Here is a 26,156-nt window from a genome sequence, read left to right on the forward strand (position 1 = left end):
ATTTGCCCTATAATTCACCATATAAAAACTCTATTTATAAATCGAATCCAAAGTGAGTAATACAACCTCTTCATCTGATAATGATTCAAACCAATCTGTATATCCCGCTAATGAAAATAATATATATTTCGAAACCTTATACTTAGCAGGTAAAAGTTTTCCTCTACTAACCAAGGTTTCATATATAGATTTATCAATCTTTTCATTTTTGAACTTACATTCTCCAACAAGCGCTTTTTTGTCTACCTCTGACAAAGCAACAACATCTATGTCTACAGATTGTGTTCTCATATTGCCCTGCTTATCCTTAATATTCTCTACTCCCCACCATGTTCCTACAGAAGTGATAAAGCAACCATATTCTCCTATAATTCCATTCTTCAAGGTATAATATCTGCACATATCTTCAAACACTGTCCCCATAAAAGAATGTAAAATTGGTTTTACTGCTTTTTGATAATATATCTCGCCTTGTCCTATTTCAATGACACTGGTTGCTTTTGGAATAAACTCATACCAGAACTTAAACATGTAATCTTTCAAAACATACTGCGTTTTTTTCTTATTCTTCTCCTCTGTAATACATTTTTTCTTTTCAACTAATCCAACACTGATCAACTTATCTAACGAATACAATACTGTTGGTTCTTTCTCACCAATTTTTGCTGCAATCGTATTTAGTGTATTATTACCAGAAGCAATTTGTTCAACAATATTATTTACTATTGTTATATCTGAAAATTCCTGCATCAACATATTTCTTGTTTCATCATACAGATATCCATCCTTCTTAAAAAATAATCTTACGATATTTTCATCAATACTCTTTCTTGAATCAATCATTGACAAATACTTTGCAACACCACCGGTAATACCATAACAAATTGCTTTATCCTCATTTGAATAATTCGGAACAAATTTAGCTGCATCTAAATAGTCAAATACCTCTAATTTAATTTGCGAATCTCTTCTTCCAAACAAAGGACTCTTTTCGCTAAGTACCTTCTTTTCCATAAAACTGAGTGCTGAACCACATAAAATAATTTTTAAATTTTTATTTTTCCAAACAGTATCTATATATTTCTGCAATACAGATAAAAGTGCATCGTCTTTTTCTGCCCAATACGGCAATTCATCTATTACAAGAATCAACTTATCATTGCCCATATTTTTATCAATAAAATCAAATACCGCCTCGATCGTATTAAAACTAACATCTTCCACACCAGGCATAAATAAATCCAAAACCTGTTTTGAAAATAATTCCAGGTTCCTATTTTTGCCAACCTTGGTCGCAGTATAAAATATAGTTTTCTTATCTTTGATGAATTCTGCAATAAGTGTAGACTTTCCAATACGTCTACGACCATATATAACTGTCATGCCAATTCCATCTTTGTCATAAAATTCTTTCAAAGATGCCAATTCTCTTTCTCTTCCAATAAACATTTAACGATCTCCCTCTGATGTGCTTTTATTCAAATCGCTTTTAATAAAATCAATTTGAATAAAATATAACATATGATATATTATATAGCAACGTTTTTTATATATTCAAAAATTCAAAAAAATAATTATTAACTAATTTTTTCAAAGCTCAAATGTCATGAGTGAATAGGTCTGTTATCAGCCTTTCCGTTAACACTTGAAATCAACTTCTGTTTATGATATCATCAAACTATAAAAGGTGCTACCGATAGACGGCTAGCCTCTTAGTTATTTAGCAATAAACGATCGCCAAGTCCTACGAAAACTAACGGCGGTCGTTTTTGTTTGTGTTATTATGTTCTTCATCTTCTTTCCTGCATAGAAATCTTTCGATCTTCTCAACAAGTTTTCCAACTGCAATTCCGGCTATAAAAATAGTAAGAATAAATCCTACCAAACTTATGTACTCCATCATCATAATCACACCACCCTCCTTTCCCATACGGAGGGCTTTTGTAACAGTCCCTCCTTTGTGCAAGAGGGCCAGCCGCCTACCATCTCAATAGGTTACAATAGACTTTCATCCACCTTAACCTAAGGATAGCACCCATAAACATTATAGAACAAATGTTCTTGTCGTGCAAGTATTTTCTAAAACCAGAAAAGTCCCTCACCTCTCGGCAAAGGACTTATCTTTCAATCCGACTATTTATATATCCCATATCGGTCAGCGGTAAACCATTCTGATCTATCTTTTTATTACCACATGAAAACGCCTGAAGACTATTAATATCTTCATGGTTAACTGAAACATATTTTACTTTACATCTTCACCAAACAAATACTTCAACATATCCCCACAAATTTTAAAATCTATCCAGTTCCGTAATTCTTCTACTGTAAATTCATCTGCTACATTTCTAATACAGTACTTTTTACAGCCATTCCAGTTCTTCCAAACTTAGTTTCTCTAACATAGCTCTTGTTTCCGCTCTTTTCTGAACCCCTATAACATATCTTCCAGTTTTCTCATCCATCATGAATCCAATTGCCAGCAGCAGCTTTCTCGCATGATATTCGTCAAAATCCAATAATTCCTGTATCGCCAAAACACTACATTCGCCTGTACTGATAATCGCATCCAACTGTTGAATCACCGAAATCTTTTTCTCTTCATAATACGGAGCTACTGCACACAAAGCATCTATCAACACTTGCCCTATATCTAATGGTACTCCCAATTCCGGACTTTTATTTCTGAGTATACTAATAGCAATATTAACTGCCACTGTACCTCATACTCGTCCATGTCCACTTGCAGCAGGCAGTCCCGTTTCGTACTCAATTCCTTCTTGCAAACACGCTGGATGAGTTACCAAAAAATCTTCTAATGTAACCCGATTATATGGCACATTCCACTCTAACTGCCCTTCTATAATCATATATGGAAATGTATCATTCAATAACTGGCAGCCGTCATCCATATAATAGTTAAAAAATGTCGAAGTCATACCACTAGATCTCACCACATCCAATAACGGAAACTTCTGTTGTTCTTCTAATTCAATATTTATCAAATCCATCTGATCTAATACATGTCTAGTCACTAATAATTTTTTATCTGCCATCTTCCCTCCTGATTCCATTATCTATAAATACAACCACTTGCATTTTTCATATGTATCAACCAAATTCCAACGGTAATACCATGTGGATTCCCGCTTCTTGTGGGCATAAAATGCCCCGACTTACATTGAAAAAAGCAAAACAAATTTAAAATATGAAATACTAAACTTGAAATTTCCATGATGATTTTGCTAGAACAATTTCAGAAAAAGCCATTTTCTTGAAATTTCTTATTACCTCAAGATGAAACGTATCGAATATCCCGACATTCTTCGTAAAGACACCTAATAGCTTAACTATCCGCACTAAATCGATGATACTTTTTATATAAAAATCCACTCATCTCTAGCATTTAAAAAATTGAATACATATCCATCATCAACCACACCTGGTTTCCAGATCTGATCGCTTCCACTTATAAAAATATCATATTCCTTTTTACACTCAGAAATTGTTTCTTCTGTATAAACTTTAGAATGCCTAATAGATTTTTCTCTAAATTCCGATACTTTTTCTGTACGCAAATTCAAGCATTCTGAATACCGCTTTGCAAAGAATCTTGTTACTATCTTAGAATATACGCGCCATACAACTTCAGCAATGCCCATTTTTACAATAAGGACTTTATTTGCATTCATTTTTCTCACTCTCATATAAACCGATATGGTACCACTCCATAGAATTCTGCTGCTTTGGTTATCGTCAGCCAAACAAAGTAAAAGCCAAACATAAAATATATGCAAGCTCTAACAATTGGCTTATTGGATTTCAACTTCATTGAACTGATTGCATAAGGGCAAAGAATCAAAACAAAAGGTGTAAAGTATAGCGAAAATCTGTTCAGAATATTCATGCGAAAAATCAGCAAGTTAAATGTCGACGCTATCAAAACCATGTATAGTAAAAAACTCTCATTTTTCGCCAAACAATACATACTCTCATCACCTTTAAAAAGATGCTTTTACAAGACTCCATTCATCGATATACTTACGGTCTAATCTTACAACCTCATCGAAATCCGTGATATTACTTCTTCCGCTGACTTGCCAGAGTCCTGTGATACCCGGTTTGATCGCCATACGTCCTCTATGATGGGCGGAATACTTCTCCCATTCGTCCTCTGTTGGCGGTCTGGTTCCGATCAGACTCATATCACCTCCTTATGTCAACTCAGGAACAACTTTTTTCAAAAATATCTCATAAAGCACAGTATTATCAACTTACCCTCAAAATAAGCACAAAAAAAGAACCCCTGATTTCTCAGAAGTCCCAAATTCTTCGATTCTATGTCTACTCTATTTCTCCAAATTGCACTATCCTAGCCTGATTCAAATTAAACTCCACCAGATTATATTCTGGATAATGCGTTCCTGCTATTCGATACGTGTCATTTTCATTCCACTCACAAACTCTCCAGATTATCCTCAGCATTTGAATACTGCAAATTTTAAAATCCCAGTCTTTAGGATTATATTTAGGCACACGAAAACACTCCGCTTCTTTTCGGCTGACAGACTGAACTGCTAAAGTTCTTTTCTCCGGATTAAATAAGAAGCGAATATACCTCGGATCACCCAATTCTTTTATCGTTGATCGAAATATTCGTATTATTCCTTTTTTTTGGCACAGAGATACCCCTGTGATATTTACTGTGATTTTCGGCATCTGCACTCCTCCCTTCCAAATGAGCGCACTTTCTCCTATCACCTTGTTGCTGAAAATTCTATATAGCCGTCTGTTAAATTAGTTTCCAGTGCCTTTTTATGTTCTTCTACTGATAAGCCAAAAGAATCCTTCCAATCTTTAGGATAAAATGGTATTCTGTTCAACTTTCTCGCCACTTTTGCTGCTATCTCTTCCTGATTCTGCTCCGGTGTCTGATCTGTTTCTGCAGTAACTAATTCTTCATTTTTCTCCAACGAATCCGGATTCGCTTTTTTCTTTCTTTTTGTATCCATGAATATCTCTGTTTCCAACAGATCAAAAATATACATAGTTTCATCTTCATGTGTTATTTTATGCCCCAAAATCTTATATCGGCAGTCTGTATTCCACCCCATCATGTCATACATCATTGCTGAAAATAATTTATTTGACATTTTTCTACTTTTTCTCTTATCAGGTTTTTCAATACACCATCTCAAAGCATCTTTGTCGTTTTCTTCGCATTTCCGCACTACCATTCGCTTATTATCCTGGTTAACAAGAATCTGTATGTAAACTGCATCCTCTAAACCGGCAATGCAGGCAGTATTAAATGTCACACTATCTCTCCGGATTACAACGGCTGGCTCCCGTAAATGTGCAAAAAGTTCCCTTCTTACAACCTGGTAACCATCATAACTAAAATCTTGTGCCAGTTCCAGTGCTTTCTGATCTATATTTTCTGTGTTCTCAATAGTCTGATTTATCATCATTTCACTCATACTGCACACCTCATCTTTTCTATCATGTTCTGTGCTTCTTCATTCAGCTTATCCAATAAATTTTCTGATATAGGTTCCAAACCTTCTACTATTTTAGCTGGACGCAGCACATCCCAATTTCCATAATACTTAACTCTATGTAAAAGAAGAACATCTTCTGAACTATCGCCAAAATGATTCTGCCACTGCTTCGGGAAAAGTGTTCTGACAATCTTCTTTGTTTTATTTTTAGATGTATCTACGGTATTCTCTTCCGTTTCAGTCGTATCTGTATCAGGTAAATCCTCTTGAATTATCTCATGTTTAATCACTTCTGGTTCTTCCAAGTCAAACAATAAGATCTGTTCGTTATCTTCCTTTGAATATTGACCTCTAAAACGATATTTACACTCATTATTCCAGTCCATTAATTCAAATAGTGGTTCTGAGAATCCCCGGCAGCTTTTAGGCAGGACTACCCATTTACCATTTCGTATCGTTCCCCATTTTACGGCATTGATGTTATCTTTATCGCAGGGTCTTACAGCGATACATCTTTCTATTGAATTAAAAAGAATTTCTACATATTCCACATCTTCAAATTTCTTTAAACAGGCAGTGTTAAAGGTAATACGTCCTTCTGAAATTGTCATGGCTGGATTCAACCTTGTAGAAAAGAACTGTGCCCGAACAATCTCGTATCCAGATAAATCAAATCCTCCGTCTTTCTTTTCTTCTTTTGATTCTTCAATATCTTGTATACTATTCTGATCAGAATACACGCTCTGACTTGCTTTTTTATAATCTTCTACTGTAAATCCTGTCCAAGACCGATTAACCGACACAAAACCTTTTAGCGCTCCACCATCTACTACCTTGAGATTAGGAAATGGAAAGCCTTTTTTCACATACTTTGTCACTGTCAACATCTTCTGTGCCGCATTATAAATATCCCTGTCAACAATAGCCTCATGGTGATCTGTTTGTCGGTACTGGTTCCGATCATGACGATTCTTTTTTGATTTATGATCAAGATAATTAGGCGTAAATGTCTTTCTGGAAAGTACATCTCCACAATATCTCTCATTTCTCAATAAACTTCCTACAGTACCACTTGACCATTTGGTATTTCCAAGTTTCGTTTTCCGTTTTAATTGCATCAGTATTTCTGCAATTTCCGCAGTTGGAAAACCGTTAAGAAACAAATAGTAGCATAAACGCACTGTTTCTGCTTCTTCTTTATTAATTACCAGATTACCATCTTCGTCTACATCATATCCCAATAATTTGGGTGTAAGAAATATCCCTCTTGAAAAACGCTGCTCTATGGAAATATTCATAATCTCACTCTTCGTATGAGACTCTTCCTGTGCAGCTGCGGATAATACTGCCAGCATCATTTCACTGGTATTATCCAATGTGTAAATATGTTCTGTTTCAAAAAACACACCCACTTTTGGTCGCATATTTCCAAGTTCACGAACCTTTGCAATACAATCCACTATATTTCTGGCAAATCTGGAGACACTTTTGGTAACAATCAGATCTATTTTTCCAGCTTTACAATCTTCTATCATCCGATTGAACTCGTCTCTATGCTGTAAAGATGTACCGGATATTCCTTCATCAGCATAAATTCCTACTAGCTCCCATCCTTGATGTTCTTTAATCATATCTTCATAATGATTCTTCTGCAACTCATAAGAAGAAGTCTGATTAACATCATCAGTAGAAACACGGCAATAGGCACAAACCCTTTTCTCTGCTGTATCCTCAAACAACTTTTCTCTTGGTTTTGCCGGAATGAATTCCAATTCATTTCGGTCAACACCCTTATATCTTTCACGAATCTTATTCTTTTGTTCTTCCTGTTTCTTTATTTCTTTTTCATATCCGCTCACCTGATGCATCACTCCCATTTAACTGCCAATACCATTTATCTCCCGATTTATAGGATATAATCCCCATATCTTTTTTTGCTTGCTCCACAGTACGTTTACCAATACCACTTGCACGCATTTTATCAAATATATCTGCACATGCCATATCTGTTCCACTTAACAGTAATTGCAGATAATCCTTTGCTTTGTCCAGTTTACTATCTGTTTTTGATTTATGAGACAAAAGATCTTCTACCTTATATTCCTCCTGCCCTATCCACCGAAATCCAGAATTCGGATGTAGTTCAAATACATATGCCTTTCCTTCTGGTGCCAGATTATTTTTTATCTGAAGCATTACACGATAATGCGGAATATTTCTATCCCTTCCTACTAATAAAATACTCCTTGCTACTGCAGCTATGTCTATACTTCCAAGTCCTCGATATATGCCTTTTGTCCGATTGCTTTTATTCATGTGTCCAATCAGCACAACTGCACATCCAGTCCGTTCTGCAACTTTTGCAAGATTTGTAAGAACAGAACGCACCGAATTTGTACGTTGCATTTCACTATCCATTCTCAAGTAGGCTTGAAGTGGATCAATAACCAACAATTTCGCCTGTGTACCTTCAATCGCTTGTGCCAATCTTGTGTCATTTAGTAATATTGGTTCTTCATCCGGCTGTTCCAAAAATGCAATTCTACTACAATCTGCACCTGCCGCTTCCAATCGTGGCTTGATTGTATCTTCAATTCCATCTTCTGCCGCCTGATAAATTACGTTTCCCGGTATTTTATCTCCGCTTCCATCTGGCATAGCTTTTCCAGTTGTAATAAGTGCCGCAAGCTGCATCATCATGGTCGATTTGCCTTCTCCTGGATCTCCTTGCAATATCGTTATCTTTCCATAGGGAATATACGGATACCATAACCAATCAACTTCTTTTGATGACACTGCATTATAATATGTAATTCTATAATCATTTTGTTCCTTTGCATTTTGAGCCATCTATAACCCTTCCAGCTTTTTATTTTTCTCCGTCATGTCTGCAACCAGTTCTGTAATTGTTTGTATTTCTTTTGGTGTAAGACCAGATACGTCAACCGTTCTTTTACTTTCACACCCCAGCAGATAGTCGGTACTCACTCTATAAATTGTAGCTAATCTGACCAAAATTTCATAAGAAGGCTGTCTGACATCATTTTCATAGGAACACATTGTATTTTTATTTACTCCAACCAAGCTTGCTACCTGATCCTGCCGCAAGCGATTGTTTTGTCTTAATTGCTTTAATCTATTTCCTAATGATTCCATCATGTGCATCTTACCTTTCTATGCACTATGAAAATTTTTGATTTTACAGTATTTTAGTATATTCTATCAATTTATAGTTCTCGTTTGGGGAACTGTGGTTCCTCTTTCGAGAACCAGACTAATTTCCACTTAACAATGCTTTATAATATTTTTAATCCATAAATACTGCTTTCTCTTTTTATGTTTCCAATTATATATTATCTAGTGAATTTATTCACTATATTTTTGCATTTTCCCCTACTTATAATTAAACAATCAGGAAATAAATTAGAAGGGCGGGGACAATGTGATTGATTATAGTCCGTTATGGATTACAATGGAAAAACGAAATATATCTCAATATTATCTCGTCAACAATGGCATCGACTACCGAACTATGCAGCAACTCCGGAATAACCAGAATATTACCGCATCAACCATCGAAAAACTTTGCCGGATCTTATCTTGTACCCCAAATGACATTTTAACTTTTACAGATGATGATATACATGATAAATAACTGTCGGAACCGATGCATCCGGCAGTTTTATTTTGCAACATTGCGGTCTTGCGGTGTTGCGGTCTTGACGAAAAATAGTCCAAAACACAAAGAGCGTAGATGGAATTTTCATATCCTCTACGCCCTTTGTTCTCTTTTTCAATTTTCTATTATTCTGTGGTTATTACTTTTTCAATTTCTTTTGCAATATTCTCTTCATTTTTAATATCTTGTTCGATAAGTTCTGCGATATTTTCTAATGCTTTTGCAATATCTTCATAACAGTATTCTATACTGTCATTTATTCCGTTACTAGCACATCCATCTTCATCAAAATCAATATATCCTATCGTAAGACTTACACGTCCTTTTCCTAGTATTTCTCCATCGTTATCTTTTATTGACAACTCAATATCTTCTTGATCTCCAGCCGTCGCTATACCTGAAAACTCCCCAATATTAAACTGATACTTTTCTAAACCATTTTGTATTTCTATTGTATCTCCATATTTAAAATTATCTGGCAGACCTTTTTGTTCACTAAGTTTATACAATCTTTCATATGATTGATCCACCCAGCAAATAATTTCATCCTTTTCTTGAGCAGTTATAGCATTTAAATCAGCCGGGACTGGAAATCCTGTAATATCTTTTAAATTTGATGTCAGTTGCTTCACAATCTCCTTTGATTCTGTATCTTTAATGACCGACAATAACTCATCATACATTGCTGCTATAGTATCATATTTTTGATATAATTCATTAATTCTTTCAAATTTCCCAATAATCTCATTCATAAATGATGAGTCTACTAAATCATCCTCTAAATAATCGGCATACTTATCCAACGAATATAATCCTAAATCTTCTCTATCCTGATTTATTATATCCATTGCATCATAAAGCTCCTCATCTTCTCTCACTTCAAAACGTTCATATAATGTATCTCCATTTAAAATTACTTTAAATGGGATAATTCGTAGATTATTTTCTTTACGATTTAATTCAATTCTTATTCCAAATCTTGCCCGATGTCTTTCAATATTTGTTCTTGCTTGTAAAAAATAAAAAGTTCTTGTTTCAGCATCCCATGCGGCATTATCATAATCCTCATAAGAACATTCTACCTCTACATCCGCAGTGCATAATAATGTAGCCAACGCTATTTCATCTGTAATTTCATCAATAGTTCTTACATGAAAATTGATATTCTTAATAGAGGTGACCTCAAAATCAGTATAATTAAATCCACTTTCTATGCCATCCTTGTCATATGACAAACCATGGACTTCAACGCACTCCTCGTTTTTTATAGCATCTCGAATTTCAAAAGTATAGTTTACAATCAAAGAATTAATTTCTTGAAGAACTGCCGTATATTCTTTTTCTTGACTATTCATTGTGTTATATAATTCGCCTAATGATGTAAAAAAAACATGATTTTCCGAACGACCGCAGGCTTTCTTGAATCCTTTATCATTGCTTATTATAGCAATTATTTTATCTTTTCCGAATCTTTCTCGAATCTGATTTGCAATAAACGCATCCGGAAATTCTTTTCTTTTTTTCTCATTATTTTCAAATGGGGGCTTAATCTCAAAGTAATCATCAACTATCTCTTTTAAATCTACTAATGACAAATCCATAATTTCAGGCTTTAAACTTTCCAAAAATTTATTCCAAACACCTAAACACTTTTCTTGATACTCTATCTTATTTAGAAACAATGCGTCAGGTTTTATTCCAACTTGTTCCAAAAGCCCTTCTGAAGCGATACTTAACGCTTTTTTTCGTAGTTCCCGAAATGCTGAGCATATACTATCACTTGATTTTATAACATGCTTTTCAACTTCTTTGATAACAATATTGCTCAATACAATTTTTATCTTACCAGCTTCAACATAATTAACAAGCAAGCCTAATGTACTCTCTTTACTGAAGTCTAACTTATTAGCATCAAAAATATTCGTATCTAATGTAACATATAATGGATATTTAATCATAATCCTTCCCCCATGATATTCGTTTTTTCATTTCTACGCCGATTATAAAAAACAAAAAACTTTCTTTTCAGTTATATTAACACAAAAAAGCAGCACTGTATATTTTTTATATACAATACTGCCATATTAAAAAACTATCCTATAAATTATTCTCAAACATCGACAGCCCCGCCATCAGCATCCCTTCATCCATATCCAGTCCATCGCTCTGTTCTTCTTCTATCACTTTCCCGGCATCTTCTTCAATAACTACACTCTTTTTTATCTGCTGTATAAAATCCGTATCCTGCAACAACTGCTGCTTTAATTCCTCTACACTGACATTTGCATTATTATAGGAAGAAACAGGTGTATTTTCTTTATGCAGCCACGCATAAACCAGTTCTGTAATCAGTGCTGTTTTGCACCTTTTCTGTGATTTCAGATACCTTCCGATTTCTCTCTGCCGTTCATTATCTTCATTAAATATCAGTACAACCCGTATCTCTCCCACACATTACACCCCCTGTCTTTTCTGGATGTGTAATGCTGTCATTTTCTCATATCCTACCGCATTTGCCCGGATGTCCTCGATAAACTCTATATATTTAAAATCAGAAGATTTTTCAATCTGCTGTTTCAGAAGCAAGCTGCCTCCACCAAGAAATACTGCCGGATTAGTTCGGAAATCTGGTACATACGCATGGAGTTTATTGATAATCCTTTGCATCCAGTCTCCTGCCATTTTCTGAATCTCTCTTACCACCTCTTCATCCAGAATTGTTGCTTCCTGCATTAATACCTGCTCTACATCTGAGGATTCCAGATGAATACCGTAATTCTGCTGGATGGAATTAGAAATTTCTGAACGGAGAATCGCCATTCCAGATCTGTCACTGACACGAACTGACAAATCCGGCTGTCCTTTTCTGATTACCAGTAAATCTACAGTTCCGTCTCCAATATCAATGCAGTTGACCGTCCGGTACTGACGAAACAGGCTTGCTTTATAGCACATGACTGCCGCAAAATTCTGCGGACTTACCAAAACATCTTTCAGGTAACAATTTACCGGCTTTCCATTGAATCGAAAAGAAATCCCATGTTTTGAATGTTCCGTAAAATATTTTTTGAATCCCGGAGCCTGCTGTCCAAAGTCTGCAGGCGGCAATCCAACTCCCAGTACAATATCTTTGCCGGATAAAGTGATTCCTCTTTCCTTTGCTTCCAAAGCCAGTGAAAATAAGGTCAATATAAAGTAATCTTCATCCACTGTCTTATCTGCTTTGAATGGCATCCTTGTTTCTGATAACGTATAATACACACCGTTGTATTCCAGAATATCCTCATTCATAAATCGTCCTGGTTCAGAAGTATATCTTACCAGACCACATGGAAAGTTTACATGTACCCCTTTCATATTTCCATTTCCATGATCGATTCCCATAATAATTTCTGCCATATCCTATTCCATCCTTTCCTGATCATCTTATACTTAACTGTTACTTAACTTCAAACCGTTTTACTTTTTTCATATTTCTTATGACAGTTATGTATAAGTTTACTTGTACTTTTGTGTCTATTGTGTAAGTTATATGTTACTTTTGTATCTGTTATCATTATATATGTCACATTTGTATCTGTCAATATATTTTTCAAAACTTTTGTGGCACTTTCATTTAAAAATGTGATATACTTTTGCTATTGGAGGACTTTGCCTATGAATACAGGAGAAATAATCAAGTATTTTCGTCTGGCTCGTAACATGACACAGGAACAACTTGCACAGGACGCTGAAATCAGTTTCAGTACACTCCGCAAGTACGAAGCCAATGAACGTAATCCGAAATATGAACAGCTTTCAAAAATTGCTGATGCGTTAGGTATCAGTGTGCATCTCTTTATGGATTTTGACATTCAGTCTGTATCCGATCTGTTTTCTATTCTGTTTAAAATGGAGGGACAGGCAGATTTAGAAATTGCAACCTCAAAGGATTTAGCGGATCTATCTGAAGATGCTCTTTTTCTTCATTTTAAAAATGGATACATCAATCACATATTAGGCAATTACCATGCTTCTGTTGAAAGTATCCAGGACATGGATGCTCAATATCGTGAAAAAGCTCTATCAGAAATCCAGAACAGATTATTAGATGACAATAGCAGTATCCATACTGACAGTCCTGCTTTATCTGCAGATTCCGGTAAACCTGCACTTTCTCTTTCTTCTGCTGATCAGACCTGGTTTGAATTATCCTCTGACTGCTCTGATGAAGAAAAAGAACAAATGATAAAAGCTGCTGCCTTTATAAAAAGCTGTCTGCGACATTCCGATAAATAAATCTTTGCACAAAAAAGACAGATGTGGAAATATTTATTTACCTGCATCTGTCTCTTTCTATCCTATGCTATTTTCTACTCATGAATTTCCAATGGAAGTCCATCTGGATCATGGAAAAATGTCATTTTCTTTCCAGTATAATCATCTAGGCGTACCGGCTCTGTTTCAATTCCTTTTCCATTCAATTCTTTTACTGTATCATCTACACTCTCAACTTTAAATGCCAGATGGCGTAATCCCAATGCTTCTGGATAATTTACACGAGCTGGAGCATTTTTTATGATAAAAAGTTCTATTTCCTGCGACCCACACGCCAGATCAATCTTGTAATCATCACGTTCTTTTCGATAATTTTCTCTGATCACCTTAAATCCAAGCAGATCCACATAAAAATGTTTTGATTTTTCATAATCACTTCCAATGATTGCAATATGATGAATGGTATCGAACATAACTCTCTCCTCCGTTTTTCATATGTTGATATATATTTTTCTCACATTTTATCACAGTAACGATATATGTGGAATAGTCATTTCATATCCATTTACTTTTTTAACTTTTCTGCCAGTTCAAACCAAAACTCCAATTCAACAACATCTTTTTCTCCATGTTTTCTGCTGCCAATACCTACCCAGTCCGCTTCATTTAACAGATTCTTCATTGTTTCCTTATCTTCCAGTGCTGATTCACCATCACTCAGCAACCAGATATATCCCGTCTGCATTTTAATAAGTGCAGACATGTCTGGAAATGTCTGAATCTTAATATTACATCCTGAGATTTTTGAAAACTGTATTGCCCGTTCTGACAGATATATAAACCTCTGATATTTTACAGGATTGATAATCTGATATTCTTCTTTCTTTTTACGCTCTGCTTTTTCCATAATTGTTCTTGCTTCCTGGAATAATTTTTGATGTTCTTTTTCCCTTTCCTCTACCGAAAGTGACTGTTCATGCTCATCCTGTTCCTTCTTCATCTGCTCATACATTTCTGTCTGTTCATCATAGTAAAACTTTTCAATATTCACTTATATAACTCTCCTCCCACATACACCCATCAATCAATTCTTACATTATCCGACTTTATTTTCCTTTATTTTACATATCCCTCGATCAAATTATATCTCTTATGGTGAAGATGTCCACCATATTTTTTATTTTATTCGACAATTATAATTGAAATTAATGGTATTTTATGCCAAAAAGCAAAGAAAGGCGGGGATACCTTGATTGACTATAGTCCATTATGGGAAACCATGAAACAACGCCACATTTCCCAATATGCCCTGATTAACAAAGGAATTGACAAACACACCCTCGATCAGCTTCGGAAAAATCAGAACATTACAATCCTTACCGTTGAAAAACTGTGCAATATTCTTAACTGTACACCCAATGATGTGTTCGCTTTCAAAGATGAAAAAGATTTGTAATACCGTCATAGTATAGCAATATTTCTATGGCGGTATTTCTGTATATAGCAGGGCAGAGAAAAACCGCAGGTGAAAATTCCTGCGGTTTCTATTTTCTAAACTGTATCGGTATTAAACTGCCTTACAATTATGCACTTTTCTTCTCTGAAGCTATCTTTTCGACTTCCTCTATGGTTAGCTCTGTGTATGCTGCAATATCTTCATAACTGAGTTTGCCACCATCCAGCATTAAACGGGCTATATGGACTGCTTTTATTTTTGCCGCTTCATTTCTCATATCTTCCATCGCTTTACACATTACCGCCACCCTTTTCTCATCTTCTTTAAAATAATGCACACGGTCAGCCAGAATTTCATAATACATATCTTTCGCATTTGTACAGGCAAAATCATGCATAAGTTTTCCCAGTGCTGTTTCATCCTTTATCTGTGAATTCACATATATGATATATAATATATAATATTACGCATGATTTCTGCAATATTTCCACTGCATATATTCATCTTCGGAAATCATTCCCTGCTTTTTCTTTCCTCTAATAGTTCCCCACTGATAAAGGAATTCATTGATTTTCTTATTCTGCAGATTGATCACGACCTCGCCTGTCCTTCCGTTCCTCTCCAGTTTCATTTCTGGAAAGTAATCTTCCAGCACAAGAAGCCTATATATCATATCTTCTTCCCTATAGCCTGTCGGAATGGAAATGTTTCTCGGATCTACATCAAGGACTACTGCCATTTTATGCAGCATTTCTTTTCTCGGTGTTCTATTGTCAGTTTCATATTGTGCCATTCTTGGACTTGCACTTTCTTCTCCGATTCCAATCGCAATTCCAAGTTCTTTCTGTGTCATTCCTCTAAACTTCCGGATTCTTTTAATATTTTCGCCTGTACTCATATCCTGTTTTTCTCCTTTCGCAGCAAACAGCTTATTGGAAATGCGATTACATACCATACTGCCCTGATTGCAATTCCAATCGCAATAATAAAACCAAATACAGCTCCGATTATCGCACACAAGGCTACCATTCCTATCGTTCCAGATAAATCCCAATGCCACGGAATGATGAAAAACATATATGGGATTCCTACCGGAACACCATATACCAGCATCAGCCGGAACCAATCCATTTCTCCATCTACCAGATACAGATACTTTCCAAGCCATCCGATCAATGCCAGCACAGTTATCATCAATACCCCTTTATACATAAAATTTTTAAATGTCATGCACCCTTCGCCCCTTCCATATATTCTGAGATCACCTTTTGTAAAACATCATCAAATCTTAAAATTACTTCAATCCGTTTTTTATCATACACATACACGGTATCAATCATCGTATCTATAATCTCTTTGGTCAGCTTTCCTCTTTCTATCTGTACCTCCAACTGTTGGACTGCTGTTCTTATCCGGCTTCTGTATCGTTCTTCTTCAATGATCACACTGGCAAGTGCTTTTTGTTCGGATTGTATCTTTTCGATTTTTTCTGTCAGCTGTTTCTTCACTGTTATATATTTTTCTCTGCTAAGTACGCCTTCTGCATAAGCTTCATACTGATGGATACGTTCATTTTTTAATTTTTCCAGTTCCGATTCCAACACTCTTTGTTGTCTTTTCCCTGTAAAACTATTATCCGTATATTTTTCTTCGGATTCTCTTTGCACTGAATCCAATATCCTTAGTATCCTTTTTAAAGAATACCAGATATGCCCCTCTATCACAGAGACCGGATACGCATCTTCCGGACAATGGGAATATCTTCCTGCCTGAACTTTATGGGGACAATATATTTTTGGATGAATACCACCATCTGTATAAGCTAATGACCTGTGGCAATTTCCACACCGCACTTTTCCTTTCAGAAGGAAGTCTTTCGCACCACGATATTCTGGCTTTGTCATAAACATAATAGATGCACTTGCCACTTCATACTCTTCTTCCGTAATGATTGCCGGATTGATATTCTTCCGGATAACGACATCTTGTTCTGCTGTCTTTCTTGTTACTTTACTTCCAACCGCTACGGTATGCCGCCTTCCCATAACTAAAGCACCTGTGTACTCAAATCTTCCAAGAATCGTACGGATCATTCCGGTATCCCAAACAACTTCCTTATCTGGCATTTTATAATTCCCCTGCCGCAGCAATCCGTTCATCTGATTATATTTTCCAGGTGTCGGTATCTTTTGCTCGTTCATGTAATAGCAGATCTGAGAAGTATTACAGCCTTCCATCGCTTTATCAAATATCATACGGACATATTTACCTGCTACCGGATCTATTTTCCAACATCCATGCTCTTCATCTTTTAAATAACCAAATGGAGGTTTCGAGCCTGTCCATTTTCCGTTCTTCCATTTCACTTTCAAGGCACTCTTTAACTTTTTGGATATATCCTTGCTGTAAAGATTGTTGACAAGATTATTGATTGCCATATCTAATCCCATCGTTTTTCCTATGTACTCTTTACTGTCATAATTATTGTTTAATGAAATAAAGCGGATTCCCAGGAGCGGGAACACTTGCTCCAGATAATCTCCAACTCCAATATAATCTCTACCAAATCGTGAAAAGTCTTTTACAATGACGGTATCTATTTTTCCTGCCTTCGCATCTTCTATCATTTTCTTAAATGCCGGACGGTCAAAATTTGTTCCGGAATACCCATCATCCACATATTCTATGTATTCATCACTCATGTCCTCTCTGTCAGTGATAAAACTGACAAGAAGCGATCTCTGGTTATCAATGCTGTTGCTTTCATCTTTATTTTCTTTTCCTAAATCTCCATCTGCTATAGAGAGTCTTAAATACAATCCATTAGCCAATCTGAACACCTTCCATTTCTTCTGCTATCTGCTGGAATTCATCCTTACATTTGAAGCACACATGGATACTCCCATTTGCATATACTTCTATATATTCCACCAGTTCTTGTACAAGTGCCTCATTATATTCTCTTTTATCCAGATATTTTTCCATATGATTTACCATATCCATATATCGGTTTGCTTTCTTTTCCAAGATCCTTTGATTCTGTTCTTGTACCTGAAGCTCTTCCCGGAGATTTTGGAGTTCCCCTATATAGCGTTCCCTCATCATATCAAAATCATCTTTATCTACAATACCTGCTACATAATCTTCATATAGTCTTGTATTGCGTTCTTCCGTCTGTGCGATCTTACGCTCCAATGTCCTTACCTTTGCCGCTGCTTTATAAAAAATATTGTTTTCTTTTGTTGCACTTTTCATTTTCTGCAAAAGCAATTTTCTGTCACACATACTCTTGATCAAAATCTGGATCTGATCCATCACAAGGATCTTGAGTAAGTTTCCTTCTATCAAATTTCTGGAACACTGTTCATTCCCACAATAGTAATCGCTTCCCATTTTTTCATTGGTTGTATAATTATGTGTATATCGTCTGAAATACATAACGTTTCCACACTCGCCACACCGGACCATTCCCGGAAAACTATCCTGATATTTTTCTCTGTCCTTCATACATCTGGACTGGCGTTTCTTCGTTATCTTATGAATCTCTTCTCTGCTTTCCTGTAATTCCTCATAATCATCCCTCGCAACCAGCGGAGTGTGCATATCTTTCTGCACATCCCACTCTTCTGGTACTGTATGATACTGTTTCACTCCTTTGTACAAAGACTGTTTCAATTTCCCTGTGACAATATCTCCTGTATAGGTTGGATTTTCTAATATTTTTCTGACAGTTCCTCCATTCCACTTTGTCTCCTCAAGTGGCACTCTTGCTATCTTTCTATTTTCTTTCTGTCCAGGTGTCGCAACTCCCAACAAGTTCAGCCTGTCAGCAATTTCTCTTTTACTGACTCCCAGCAATGTCCATTGGAATATCATACGCACAACAGGAGCAACCGTTTCATCTACGACCTGTCTTGTTTTATCCTCAGAACGGACATAACCAAATGCAACCTTAGATAACGTGATATTTCCGTTCCGCTTTTGTGCTTCCTTTGCCGCCAGGATTTTTTTAGACATATCCTTTGCATACAAGGCATTTACCATGTTTTTGATGGGAACACTTATATTCTCCCTGTCCTCTTTTCTGGAGCTATCGTAATCATCCGTAATCGCAATAAAGCGTACATTTAACTTTGGCAATATAGTCTCCAGATAATATCCTGTTTCCAGATAGTCTCTGCCGAATCTGGATAAATCTTTTACAACGATACATTGCACCTTTCCAGAACGAACATCTTCCATTAATCTCATAAATCCGGGACGTTCAAAATTGGTGCCTGTAAATCCATTATCAATGTATACCTCTTCCAGTCTCAGATCCGGATGCTCTTCTATAAATCTTTCTACAAGCATCTGCTGCACAACTAATGTTTCATCCGTTTCATTTCCTCCGTTTTCAACAGACAGGCGAATATACGCAGCCGTATCCAGTAAGTTTTCTTTTTTGACAACCGTTTGTATATTAGATTCTACGTTTCTGTTTTTTCTGCTCTTTCTTGCCATCCCTATTCCTCCATCCATTCTGCAGGAAAGTATTTTTTCCATTCCTGCTTGGATAAACATACCTGCACTTCTTTAAAATCTCTTATCAATACTTTCTCAATCCATTTATTGATATGCTCTGGCTGTAGTTCTTTCGGAAGATTCTCTTTCTTAAAAGTCTCTAACCATTCATTTTTATTGCTATATGCCTTTTCTATAACGGATACCTCTTTCATAAGTTCACTGAAATCTCCATCATACATACTAAGCTGATCCCGTATTTCTTCTTTTCCCACCAGATATTCTTCTTCATTGATTTTTCCTGTCTGGTAGTTCTGATATAATGGAATACGCTCTTTTTCCACTTGCTCCATCTCTTCAAAGATTGTCCACGCTCTTTGTGAATACTGCTTCAACCATTCATATTTTTCTGATTCTGCTTCTCTGGCTGACAGTTTCTTTTTTATCTGTTCTGCCAGTTCCATTTCTCTTTGTATGGCTTTTCTTACTTCAGCAATCACGGTTTCAAAAGAAATGTAGGTACTTTTATCTCTTGGAAGCTGATTCGTCCCACTTGCGAAAAGAAAAACCGTTTCCCCCGTTTTAAAATTTCTCTGTGATATTTTTCTTCCTGTCTCGGCATCAAATATCTTTTTTACAAATAATCCATTTTTACCTGGTCTTGTTTTTCTTGGCTTCTTTCTCTTATCGAGAATCTCCTGCACTTTTTCAAACATGCCTTCTTCCAAAATAGGAGCTATAGGAAGTGTACAAATTTTTTTGTTGATCGTCTTTTGCCAGTAACCAGCATACGCTGTGCATCTAAGGATTCTCTTTACAGAGCAGAATAACCATTTATTGTCATATGTCGGCCATACCTTATGACCGACTCGTGCATTATGCACCATCGGAGATTCTATTCCACTGTCATTTAAAATTTTCACTATATTTGCAATCGGCATACCATCTAATACCATCTGAAAGATCTCCCGCACAACAACTGCCGCTTCTTCATCAATAAGCAATTCCCTGCGGTCATCAGAAAGAATGTATCCATACTTTTCATCATGCACGGTATAAAGTCCCTCCAGCTGTTCTCTGACTGCATACTCTCTCATGCCTTTTAACTGAACTGCCGCATACCTAGCTTTCTTTATATATTCATATAATTCTTCTTTCGTTTTTCCAATGCTGATAAATTCGTCCTGTACAACTGCAAAATGTATTCCTGCCGGGACAAATGTTTTTACTAAGACATCATCTGCACAGGATATTGTCCTTCCGCATCTGTCAATGCTGTCTACAACTACCATATCAAATTTGCGGTTGATCCCATCTTTTGTCAGTTCTTCAAAAACTGTGTTCTCTTCTGTATCTTTTTTTCTGTCGCAATACTTTGCAGATAATGTCCATCCCTGTTTTTTCAAGTATTCCTGTATATGCTGGTCCTGCTGTTTTATAATATCCGCCGGAATCTTTCCGTCCTCTTTACAGGAAGTCGTTCTGGTATAACTTACGCACCGCATACAAATTCTCCTTTCCGTTCCTGCCGCTCACGTATAATCTGCACTGCTTCTATCATTTCCTGCATCTCGTCACTATACTTGAACTGAATTTCAATCTGCTCCTTGCTGTATACAATGATCTGCTCTATCAATGTAACAACTGCTTTCCGGTCAAGGCTTTGGATATTTTTATATTTTTTGAAATCCTCTATCCATGGATGCATCCGTTTTTCTTCCGCAGATAACTTTTCTTTCTTCTCTTCCGCTTCCTGTTTCGCCTTTTCTGCTTTCTGCATCTTCTCTGTGAATCTCTGATTATATTCATGGTACTCTTCTCTGCTGACAATACCGTCTACCATATCCTGATACAATCTCGCCTTTAAGTCTTTATATCTTTCCACTTCCTCATAAAGTGCCATTAACTGCTGTTCTAAAGACCGGCTCTCCACTTTCTTGTAAGTATCCATTCCATTTTTCTTGATGATTTCTTCTACTTCGGTCAATAATGCGATCTGCTTTTTTACAGAATCCAGAACTACATCATAAATCATTTTTTCACTGATCAGATGGGAACTGCATCCCTCTTTGTTCTTATAAGTGGAGCAATGATAATAACAGTATTTTTTTCCTTTCTTCGTTGTGCTTCGCTTGACCATGTTCTCACCACAGTCCCCACAACGTACAAATCCAGAAAACAAATAAACAGATTTTCTTTTCGGAGCGATCCGGGTATCTATTTCCAACAGACTTTGTACATATTGAAAACTCTCTTCTGGAATGATTGCTTCATGTGTATTTTCTACTCGTATCCAGTTTTCTCTTGCAATAGGAGAACTTTTCTTCACCTTATAATTAATCTTTCGGTTTTTGCCCTGAACCATTGTGCCTATGTAAAGTTCATTCTGCAAAATACGGTTGATGGAAGTGACTGCCCATTTAGGATCAGAACCGGAACGGAATCCGCTGTTATAATTCATCCCCCGGCTTCTCTTATATTCCAATGGCGGCAAAACTCCCATTTCATTTAACTGGGCTGCTATTCTTTGTGAACTGTACCCATCTATTTTCAGATTAAAAATAAGCCGTACAATATCTGCCGCATATTCATCAACAATAAGATGGTTCTTATCTTCTGGATCTTTTAAGTATCCATAGGCTGCAAAGTTGCCAATAAACTGCCCGTTTTTTCTTTTCACATCTAACTGACTTCGGATTTTAATTGAGATGTCCCTGCAATAAGCATCATTGATAAGATTCTTAAACGGAACAATGATCTGATCTGCATCATCCGATCCTGTAGCACTGTCATAATGGTCTGTGATTGCGATGAACCGTACACCCATAAATGGAAAGATCTTTTCCAGATACCTTCCTGTTTCAATGTAGTTTCTTCCTAATCTGGATAAATCTTTTACGATGATACAGTTGATCTTCTTCCTTTTCACATCCTCAAGCATCCTTTGGAATGCCGGACGGTCAAAGTTCGTTCCACTGTATCCATCGTCGATATATTCCTCGACCAGCTGGATCTCTTTGTGCTGTTTTACAAAATCGTTAATGAGACTTCTTTGATTGCGGATACTGTCACTCTCCAGTTTGTCTCCATCCTCTCTGGATAACCGGAGATAATCCGCTGCTAAAATAGACTTTTGATTGAAATACATAAAGCCATCAACCTCCTACTTTACTCGCTCTGTGGCGGTGTAAACCAAGAAATTCACGGCTCCTTGAATGCTTTTAAATTTTGACCCACATCCATATTAACATAACTTCTGGATTACTACCATACCTTTTTCTTTCTTTTTTCGATTATTTTTTTCTGGACGATTTTCCTTTTACATGGAGATACATCTGCTCAGGCTTTCTTCCAGAGAGCATTTTCCTGCAAAGCTGATCTTCACAACTACCCCATGTGATTTATAGCAATACGGATTTTTAATCTGCTTGATATAATCTGCAATCCTTTCTGCCTGCGGTAATTCTTCATGAATCTCCACATCATCCAGCTCTGCTAACGTACTTTTATCTACGGTACGGATGTCCACTGCTGCCATTTCCTGCAATTCTTCCAGTGTAGGCATTTCTATATTTTTCATCTGGCTACCTCCTGTGATCTCTCTTTTTCTACTAATCACAGCTGGCAGATGGCAAAATGTCAGATGAATTTTCACTTTTTTTATTTTTTTACATTTTTACCTGTCTTTTTGATGTCTCCCACGCATGATTATGGGAAAGGATTCTCTCTTAGAGCAAGTTTCGCAATGTAGCACAATAACCCCTTCCGGGGTTACTGGCCACTTGCAACTTGATGGGGATTTCGTTTCCCCATACCCTCGACCGCAATCAAAGATATGCGTATTGGTTCCCATTGTCATGGTCACAGCGTGATGATTCTTCATCACTTGTTTTCACAGCAAGCTGTAAAATTTTCTCTTTCCTATGCGGAACCTTTATGCAGAAAGGAGCATTGAATGACAAGACCAAAAAAAGATGAAGCACTTACCAAAACTAAAGATGTTCACCTGCGTATGAATGAAACGGAATATGAGATTCTTCTGGAAAGAGCCACTGCAACAAACATGACTGTTTCTGATTTTATCCGAAATGCCTTGAACAGCCAGAATGTTATTATCAAATATGAAATCACTGCAGATGTTCCAGAAATAAAAAGACTGATTGGTGAATTGGGTAAGATAGGAAGCAACCTCAATCAGATTGCCCGATATTTTAATCAAGGTGGAATTATCTCCTCAGAAATGAGAGCAGAAATAAAAAAATCTCTCCGGGATATTTATGAAATGAAATATGAAGTGATGAGAATGGCAGGTGATTTCCGTGGCAGTGATTAAACATATCGCAAGCAAAAATGCTGACTATGGAGAATCCGAACGGTATCTCATCTTTCAGCATAATGAATACACCCAAAAGCCAATCCTCGATGATAAGGGACATATGATATTACGAGATGAATATTACCTGGATGGTCTGAACTGTGATCCGTTTACCTTTGCATCTGAATGTCAGGAACTAAACAGCTATTACCATAAAAATAAAAATTTCAATGAGATAAAGTCTCATCATTACATTATCAGCTTTGACCCAAAAGACAAAGAGGAATGTGGACTGACTGGTGAACGGGCACAACAGCTTGGACTAACTTTTGCAAAGAAGAACTTTCCCGGTCATCAGGCTTTAGTCTGCACACATACAGATGGTCACAACGAAAGTGGTAATATCCATGTACATATTGTGATCAACAGCCTTCGTAAATATGACGTGCCCCAAGAACCCTATATGGAATTTGACTGCGAATCAAAAGCCGGATATAAACACCACCTAAGCACCGCCTACCTTGCTCACTTAAAGCAAGATGTCATGGATATGTGCCAGAAAGAAGGTCTGCATCAAGTTGATCTGCTCTCTCCTGCTGAAAGAAAAATTACAGAAAAAGAATACTGGGCACAGCGTCGTGGACAGGAAAAACTTGATAAGCTCAACCAGAAAATGCTTGAAGATGGTATCACACCAAAAGAGACTCGCTATCAAACAGAGAAACAGTTTCTCCGAGATGCTATTGATGATGCTGCAAGCACCGCCAAGTCACCAGAAGAGTTTGCACAAATCCTCGATAAAAAATATCATATCATCTTCAAGATCAGCAGAAACCGATACAGCTATCTTCATCCAGGCAAAAAAAAATATATCACTGGACGAAATCTCGGAACACGATATGAAGAGGATTTTCTATTACAGACATTTAAGGAAAATGCAAAATCACTCTCTGATAGGAAAATGAAAACTGAAGAACCACAAGTTCCAAACACTGTGAAAAATTTGCAGACAGCACTTTCTCCTGATGCTTCCGATATTCCTGTACCGTTCATTTTCATAAAATCAGATCTCCGACTTGTGATAGATTTACAGACCTGTATCAAAGCACAGCAGAGTGAAGCCTATGCTCAAAAAGTCAAACTCTCCAATCTGAAACAGATGGCTCAGACTGTTGCCTATATACAAGAACATGGATATAACTCTCTTGAAGATTTCCATACGGCACTTGACCAGGCATCCGATCAGACCAGTGCCGCCAGAAAATCTTTAAAGGATACAGAACAACAGCTTAAAGATGTAAATGAGCAAATACATTTTACCGGACAGTACCTTGCCTACAAAGACCTCTATGCCCAATACCGCAAAAGCCACAACCGTAATAAATTTTATGAGGAGCATAAAGCTGAACTCTCTCTTTACGAAACCGCTTTGCGTGTTCTGAAAGAAAAATCCAATGGTCAGAAACTTCCTTCCATGAAATCACTCTATCAGGAAAAAGACCGGCTCACAGAACTGCGTGAAGTACAACGAGCCGATTTTTACAACCACCGTGACCAGGAACGGGAACTGCGGACTGTGGATGCCAATATTGATATGATTCTTGGAAAGAAGCCTGAACGTGGACAGGAAATTGAGAAAGAGCAGGATTTATAAGAATAAAATAACCGAATAAATTCTTAATGTTTCATAATAAATGGGCAAGTTCACTCTCTAATGACTTGCCCATTCGTCACATTATATATTTCCAAATCTATATTTTACATATTCACGATGCAAATTTTTCAGTCTTTCTCTGATTATACGAAAATCATCCTCTTTATAATTAGGAATGGCAATTCTGTTTCCATTGGAATAAGAATTCATAGCAATTTCCTGCATAACATAGTCCAATGATTCAGCAAATATATATATTTCTCTTCTTTCCTCTCCTGATAATCCTAAAGCATAGTTTGTATTTAGCAGATTACGAAGCTGTTCACAACCATTGTCTGTGTTTACAAAAACTGAATCTTCAAATGGTGCTTCATATCCCTGTTCTAAAATAATCCTATCAAAATTATTTTCTTGAAATATTCTTTGTAGATTATCAAAAAACCTTTTTCGATTACTCTGAAAAATTGCTTGAGAGACAAAATTTTCATGTGCTTTTTTCATTTCCAATAATTTTTCAACAGGAAATAAATCCTCTCTCTCATCTATTAATTTATGGTGATTAGAACAGAGTAAAATTAAATTGTCAATACCATTTACTACTTCTTCTGGTAAATCAGGATTATATCTTGCACTACCTGAATTAACTCCTTGAATATGACAGATTTGTCCAACATTAGCATTTTCAAAAAGCTGTTCATTACAACCTGAAAAGGCACAACAATTTCCTGATTTGGCATATAATTCTTTTACGACTCTTGCTGGTATTTGTCTACTGCTCATTTACTCTTTCC

Annotated in this window: 30 protein-coding genes and 1 pseudogene; 5 read left to right on the forward strand and 26 right to left on the reverse strand. The window is 36.4% G+C overall.

Annotation, left to right across the window (positions count from 1 at the left end; all coding sequences use genetic code 11):
• Window positions 1-30: 30 nt before the first annotated feature.
• The 12 genes and pseudogenes from OCV60_RS05310 to OCV60_RS05360 form a co-directional block, all read right to left on the reverse strand.
• Entirely contained in the window at window positions 31-1,449 is a 1,419-nt protein-coding gene (locus OCV60_RS05310) for an ATP-binding protein (RefSeq protein WP_021944892.1), read from the reverse strand.
• Window positions 1,450-1,753: 304 nt separating this feature from the next.
• Window positions 1,754-1,906: a hypothetical protein gene (locus tag OCV60_RS05315; protein WP_262529656.1), complete on the reverse strand. Its 153-nt coding sequence runs from the start codon at window positions 1,904-1,906 to the stop codon at window positions 1,754-1,756.
• 457 nt (window positions 1,907-2,363) lie between these two features.
• A complete protein-coding gene (locus OCV60_RS05320; protein ID WP_021944890.1) occupies window positions 2,364-2,717 on the reverse strand; it encodes a hypothetical protein in 354 nt (117 codons plus the stop codon).
• Window positions 2,718-2,723: 6 nt separating this feature from the next.
• The gene (locus OCV60_RS05325) at window positions 2,724-3,056 is read right to left on the reverse strand and encodes a hypothetical protein (protein ID WP_021944889.1); all 333 of its coding nucleotides are present in this window, start codon (window positions 3,054-3,056) and stop codon (window positions 2,724-2,726) included.
• A 321-nt stretch (window positions 3,057-3,377) separates the two neighbouring features.
• Window positions 3,378-3,692 (reverse strand): hypothetical protein, encoded by a 315-nt coding sequence (locus OCV60_RS05330; protein WP_262529658.1) that lies wholly within the window; start codon window positions 3,690-3,692, stop codon window positions 3,378-3,380.
• Between the two features lie 11 nt (window positions 3,693-3,703).
• Window positions 3,704-3,988 (reverse strand): EpsG family protein, encoded by a 285-nt coding sequence (locus tag OCV60_RS13140; protein ID WP_416810452.1) that lies wholly within the window; start codon window positions 3,986-3,988, stop codon window positions 3,704-3,706.
• 31 nt (window positions 3,989-4,019) lie between these two features.
• A pseudogene (locus OCV60_RS05335) lies at window positions 4,020-4,211 on the reverse strand (sugar transferase); the annotation flags it as partial.
• A gap of 133 nt (window positions 4,212-4,344) precedes the next feature.
• Complete coding sequence (locus tag OCV60_RS05340) at window positions 4,345-4,719, reverse strand: hypothetical protein (protein ID WP_055052916.1); 375 nt, start codon at window positions 4,717-4,719, stop codon at window positions 4,345-4,347.
• Between the two features lie 38 nt (window positions 4,720-4,757).
• Window positions 4,758-5,480 (reverse strand): hypothetical protein, encoded by a 723-nt coding sequence (locus OCV60_RS05345; RefSeq protein WP_055052917.1) that lies wholly within the window; start codon window positions 5,478-5,480, stop codon window positions 4,758-4,760.
• Window positions 5,477-7,360 (reverse strand): recombinase family protein, encoded by a 1,884-nt coding sequence (locus OCV60_RS05350; protein ID WP_167338122.1) that lies wholly within the window; start codon window positions 7,358-7,360, stop codon window positions 5,477-5,479. The genes OCV60_RS05345 and OCV60_RS05350 overlap by 4 nt, the downstream gene beginning before the upstream one ends.
• Window positions 7,347-8,351 carry an AAA family ATPase gene (locus OCV60_RS05355; RefSeq protein WP_055052919.1) on the reverse strand — a complete coding sequence of 335 codons (1,005 nt, stop codon included), beginning with the start codon at window positions 8,349-8,351 and terminating at the stop codon, window positions 7,347-7,349. Before OCV60_RS05355 ends, OCV60_RS05350 begins: the two co-directional genes overlap by 14 nt.
• Window positions 8,352-8,660 (reverse strand): helix-turn-helix domain-containing protein, encoded by a 309-nt coding sequence (locus tag OCV60_RS05360; RefSeq protein ID WP_167338123.1) that lies wholly within the window; start codon window positions 8,658-8,660, stop codon window positions 8,352-8,354.
• A gap of 313 nt (window positions 8,661-8,973) precedes the next feature.
• Here OCV60_RS05360 and OCV60_RS13020 point away from each other — a divergent pair, with 313 nt between their 5' ends.
• The gene (locus OCV60_RS13020) at window positions 8,974-9,156 is read left to right on the forward strand and encodes a helix-turn-helix domain-containing protein (RefSeq protein WP_207744246.1); all 183 of its coding nucleotides are present in this window, start codon (window positions 8,974-8,976) and stop codon (window positions 9,154-9,156) included.
• 149 nt (window positions 9,157-9,305) lie between these two features.
• Here the strand turns inward: OCV60_RS13020 and OCV60_RS05370 are convergent, their stop codons facing one another.
• From OCV60_RS05370 to OCV60_RS05380, 3 genes are all read right to left on the reverse strand, one after another.
• Window positions 9,306-11,138, reverse strand: coding sequence for a PIN domain-containing protein (locus OCV60_RS05370; protein ID WP_055052921.1), 1,833 nt, complete (start codon window positions 11,136-11,138; stop codon window positions 9,306-9,308).
• A gap of 139 nt (window positions 11,139-11,277) precedes the next feature.
• Entirely contained in the window at window positions 11,278-11,631 is a 354-nt protein-coding gene (locus tag OCV60_RS05375) for a hypothetical protein (RefSeq protein ID WP_055052922.1), read from the reverse strand.
• A 3-nt stretch (window positions 11,632-11,634) separates the two neighbouring features.
• Window positions 11,635-12,579, reverse strand: a complete 945-nt coding sequence (locus OCV60_RS05380) for a ParM/StbA family protein (RefSeq protein WP_055052923.1) — start codon at window positions 12,577-12,579, stop codon at window positions 11,635-11,637.
• 258 nt (window positions 12,580-12,837) lie between these two features.
• On the opposite strand from OCV60_RS05380, the gene OCV60_RS05385 reads away from it, so the two are divergent.
• The gene (locus OCV60_RS05385; RefSeq protein WP_055052924.1) at window positions 12,838-13,458 is read left to right on the forward strand and encodes a helix-turn-helix domain-containing protein; all 621 of its coding nucleotides are present in this window, start codon (window positions 12,838-12,840) and stop codon (window positions 13,456-13,458) included.
• Window positions 13,459-13,532: 74 nt separating this feature from the next.
• On the opposite strand, the gene gloA2 is transcribed toward OCV60_RS05385, so the two are convergent.
• Window positions 13,533-13,910, reverse strand: a complete 378-nt coding sequence (gene gloA2, locus OCV60_RS05390) for an SMU1112c/YaeR family gloxylase I-like metalloprotein (RefSeq protein WP_055052925.1) — start codon at window positions 13,908-13,910, stop codon at window positions 13,533-13,535.
• A gap of 92 nt (window positions 13,911-14,002) precedes the next feature.
• On the reverse strand, window positions 14,003-14,488 hold the full coding sequence (locus OCV60_RS05395) for a hypothetical protein (protein ID WP_055052926.1): 486 nt from the start codon (window positions 14,486-14,488) through the stop codon (window positions 14,003-14,005).
• A 228-nt stretch (window positions 14,489-14,716) separates the two neighbouring features.
• Between OCV60_RS05395 and OCV60_RS13025 the strand changes: the two genes are divergently transcribed.
• A complete protein-coding gene (locus tag OCV60_RS13025) occupies window positions 14,717-14,893 on the forward strand; it encodes a helix-turn-helix domain-containing protein (RefSeq protein WP_242832806.1) in 177 nt (58 codons plus the stop codon).
• Between the two features lie 127 nt (window positions 14,894-15,020).
• Here OCV60_RS13025 and OCV60_RS05405 read toward each other — a convergent pair whose 3' ends face one another.
• The 8 genes from OCV60_RS05405 to OCV60_RS05440 form a co-directional block, all read right to left on the reverse strand.
• Window positions 15,021-15,290 carry a hypothetical protein gene (locus tag OCV60_RS05405; protein ID WP_174514592.1) on the reverse strand — a complete coding sequence of 90 codons (270 nt, stop codon included), beginning with the start codon at window positions 15,288-15,290 and terminating at the stop codon, window positions 15,021-15,023.
• A 66-nt stretch (window positions 15,291-15,356) separates the two neighbouring features.
• A complete protein-coding gene (locus OCV60_RS05410) occupies window positions 15,357-15,791 on the reverse strand; it encodes a helix-turn-helix domain-containing protein (protein WP_055052928.1) in 435 nt (144 codons plus the stop codon).
• Window positions 15,788-16,123 (reverse strand): DUF6050 family protein, encoded by a 336-nt coding sequence (locus OCV60_RS05415; protein WP_055052929.1) that lies wholly within the window; start codon window positions 16,121-16,123, stop codon window positions 15,788-15,790. Before OCV60_RS05415 ends, OCV60_RS05410 begins: the two co-directional genes overlap by 4 nt.
• Window positions 16,120-17,724, reverse strand: a complete 1,605-nt coding sequence (locus tag OCV60_RS05420; protein WP_055052930.1) for a recombinase family protein — start codon at window positions 17,722-17,724, stop codon at window positions 16,120-16,122. The genes OCV60_RS05415 and OCV60_RS05420 overlap by 4 nt, the downstream gene beginning before the upstream one ends.
• Window positions 17,717-19,396, reverse strand: coding sequence for a recombinase family protein (locus tag OCV60_RS05425; RefSeq protein ID WP_167338124.1), 1,680 nt, complete (start codon window positions 19,394-19,396; stop codon window positions 17,717-17,719). Before OCV60_RS05425 ends, OCV60_RS05420 begins: the two co-directional genes overlap by 8 nt.
• A 2-nt stretch (window positions 19,397-19,398) precedes the next feature.
• Window positions 19,399-20,901: a recombinase family protein gene (locus OCV60_RS05430; protein WP_055052932.1), complete on the reverse strand. Its 1,503-nt coding sequence runs from the start codon at window positions 20,899-20,901 to the stop codon at window positions 19,399-19,401.
• The gene (locus OCV60_RS05435; RefSeq protein WP_055052933.1) at window positions 20,889-22,544 is read right to left on the reverse strand and encodes a recombinase family protein; all 1,656 of its coding nucleotides are present in this window, start codon (window positions 22,542-22,544) and stop codon (window positions 20,889-20,891) included. The genes OCV60_RS05430 and OCV60_RS05435 overlap by 13 nt, the downstream gene beginning before the upstream one ends.
• 171 nt (window positions 22,545-22,715) lie before the next feature.
• Complete coding sequence (locus OCV60_RS05440) at window positions 22,716-22,976, reverse strand: DUF6870 family protein (RefSeq protein ID WP_055052934.1); 261 nt, start codon at window positions 22,974-22,976, stop codon at window positions 22,716-22,718.
• 375 nt (window positions 22,977-23,351) lie between these two features.
• On the opposite strand from OCV60_RS05440, the gene OCV60_RS05445 reads away from it, so the two are divergent.
• Together OCV60_RS05445 and OCV60_RS05450 are read left to right on the forward strand one after the other, a co-directional pair.
• Entirely contained in the window at window positions 23,352-23,729 is a 378-nt protein-coding gene (locus OCV60_RS05445; protein ID WP_055052935.1) for a plasmid mobilization protein, read from the forward strand.
• The gene (locus OCV60_RS05450) at window positions 23,716-25,365 is read left to right on the forward strand and encodes a relaxase/mobilization nuclease domain-containing protein (RefSeq protein WP_055052936.1); all 1,650 of its coding nucleotides are present in this window, start codon (window positions 23,716-23,718) and stop codon (window positions 25,363-25,365) included. Before OCV60_RS05445 ends, OCV60_RS05450 begins: the two co-directional genes overlap by 14 nt.
• Before the next feature lie 81 nt (window positions 25,366-25,446).
• Here the strand turns inward: OCV60_RS05450 and OCV60_RS05455 are convergent, their stop codons facing one another.
• A complete protein-coding gene (locus OCV60_RS05455; RefSeq protein WP_055052937.1) occupies window positions 25,447-26,145 on the reverse strand; it encodes an HNH endonuclease signature motif containing protein in 699 nt (232 codons plus the stop codon).
• Between the last annotated feature and the right edge of the window lie 11 nt (window positions 26,146-26,156).

Source organism: Coprococcus ammoniilyticus, assembly GCF_025567345.1.
Taxonomy (GTDB): Bacteria; Bacillota; Clostridia; order Lachnospirales; family Lachnospiraceae; genus Coprococcus; species Coprococcus ammoniilyticus.

Bases quoted from the DNA above. Each gene is read 5' to 3' on its own strand.
- OCV60_RS05310 (WP_021944892.1), bottom strand. From the start codon at position 1,449: ATGTTTATTGGAAGAGAAAGAGAATTGGCATCTTTGAAAGAATTTTAT.
- OCV60_RS05315 (WP_262529656.1), bottom strand. From the start codon at position 1,906: ATGATGATGGAGTACATAAGTTTGGTAGGATTTATTCTTACTATTTTT.
- OCV60_RS05325 (WP_021944889.1), bottom strand. From the start codon at position 3,056: ATGGCAGATAAAAAATTATTAGTGACTAGACATGTATTAGATCAGATG.
- OCV60_RS05330 (WP_262529658.1), bottom strand. From the start codon at position 3,692: ATGAATGCAAATAAAGTCCTTATTGTAAAAATGGGCATTGCTGAAGTT.
- OCV60_RS13140 (WP_416810452.1), bottom strand. From the start codon at position 3,988: ATGTATTGTTTGGCGAAAAATGAGAGTTTTTTACTATACATGGTTTTG.
- OCV60_RS05340 (WP_055052916.1), bottom strand. From the start codon at position 4,719: ATGCCGAAAATCACAGTAAATATCACAGGGGTATCTCTGTGCCAAAAA.
- OCV60_RS05345 (WP_055052917.1), bottom strand. From the start codon at position 5,480: ATGAGTGAAATGATGATAAATCAGACTATTGAGAACACAGAAAATATA.
- OCV60_RS05355 (WP_055052919.1), bottom strand. From the start codon at position 8,351: ATGGCTCAAAATGCAAAGGAACAAAATGATTATAGAATTACATATTAT.
- OCV60_RS05360 (WP_167338123.1), bottom strand. From the start codon at position 8,660: ATGATGGAATCATTAGGAAATAGATTAAAGCAATTAAGACAAAACAAT.
- OCV60_RS13020 (WP_207744246.1), top strand. From the start codon at position 8,974: ATGGAAAAACGAAATATATCTCAATATTATCTCGTCAACAATGGCATC.
- OCV60_RS05370 (WP_055052921.1), bottom strand. From the start codon at position 11,138: ATGATTAAATATCCATTATATGTTACATTAGATACGAATATTTTTGAT.
- OCV60_RS05380 (WP_055052923.1), bottom strand. From the start codon at position 12,579: ATGGCAGAAATTATTATGGGAATCGATCATGGAAATGGAAATATGAAA.
- OCV60_RS05385 (WP_055052924.1), top strand. From the start codon at position 12,838: ATGAATACAGGAGAAATAATCAAGTATTTTCGTCTGGCTCGTAACATG.
- gloA2 (WP_055052925.1), bottom strand. From the start codon at position 13,910: ATGTTCGATACCATTCATCATATTGCAATCATTGGAAGTGATTATGAA.
- OCV60_RS13025 (WP_242832806.1), top strand. From the start codon at position 14,717: ATGAAACAACGCCACATTTCCCAATATGCCCTGATTAACAAAGGAATT.
- OCV60_RS05405 (WP_174514592.1), bottom strand. From the start codon at position 15,290: ATGCATGATTTTGCCTGTACAAATGCGAAAGATATGTATTATGAAATT.
- OCV60_RS05410 (WP_055052928.1), bottom strand. From the start codon at position 15,791: ATGAGTACAGGCGAAAATATTAAAAGAATCCGGAAGTTTAGAGGAATG.
- OCV60_RS05415 (WP_055052929.1), bottom strand. From the start codon at position 16,123: ATGACATTTAAAAATTTTATGTATAAAGGGGTATTGATGATAACTGTG.
- OCV60_RS05425 (WP_167338124.1), bottom strand. From the start codon at position 19,396: ATGGCAAGAAAGAGCAGAAAAAACAGAAACGTAGAATCTAATATACAA.
- OCV60_RS05430 (WP_055052932.1), bottom strand. From the start codon at position 20,901: ATGCGGTGCGTAAGTTATACCAGAACGACTTCCTGTAAAGAGGACGGA.
- OCV60_RS05435 (WP_055052933.1), bottom strand. From the start codon at position 22,544: ATGTATTTCAATCAAAAGTCTATTTTAGCAGCGGATTATCTCCGGTTA.
- OCV60_RS05440 (WP_055052934.1), bottom strand. From the start codon at position 22,976: ATGAAAAATATAGAAATGCCTACACTGGAAGAATTGCAGGAAATGGCA.
- OCV60_RS05445 (WP_055052935.1), top strand. From the start codon at position 23,352: ATGACAAGACCAAAAAAAGATGAAGCACTTACCAAAACTAAAGATGTT.
- OCV60_RS05455 (WP_055052937.1), bottom strand. From the start codon at position 26,145: ATGAGCAGTAGACAAATACCAGCAAGAGTCGTAAAAGAATTATATGCC.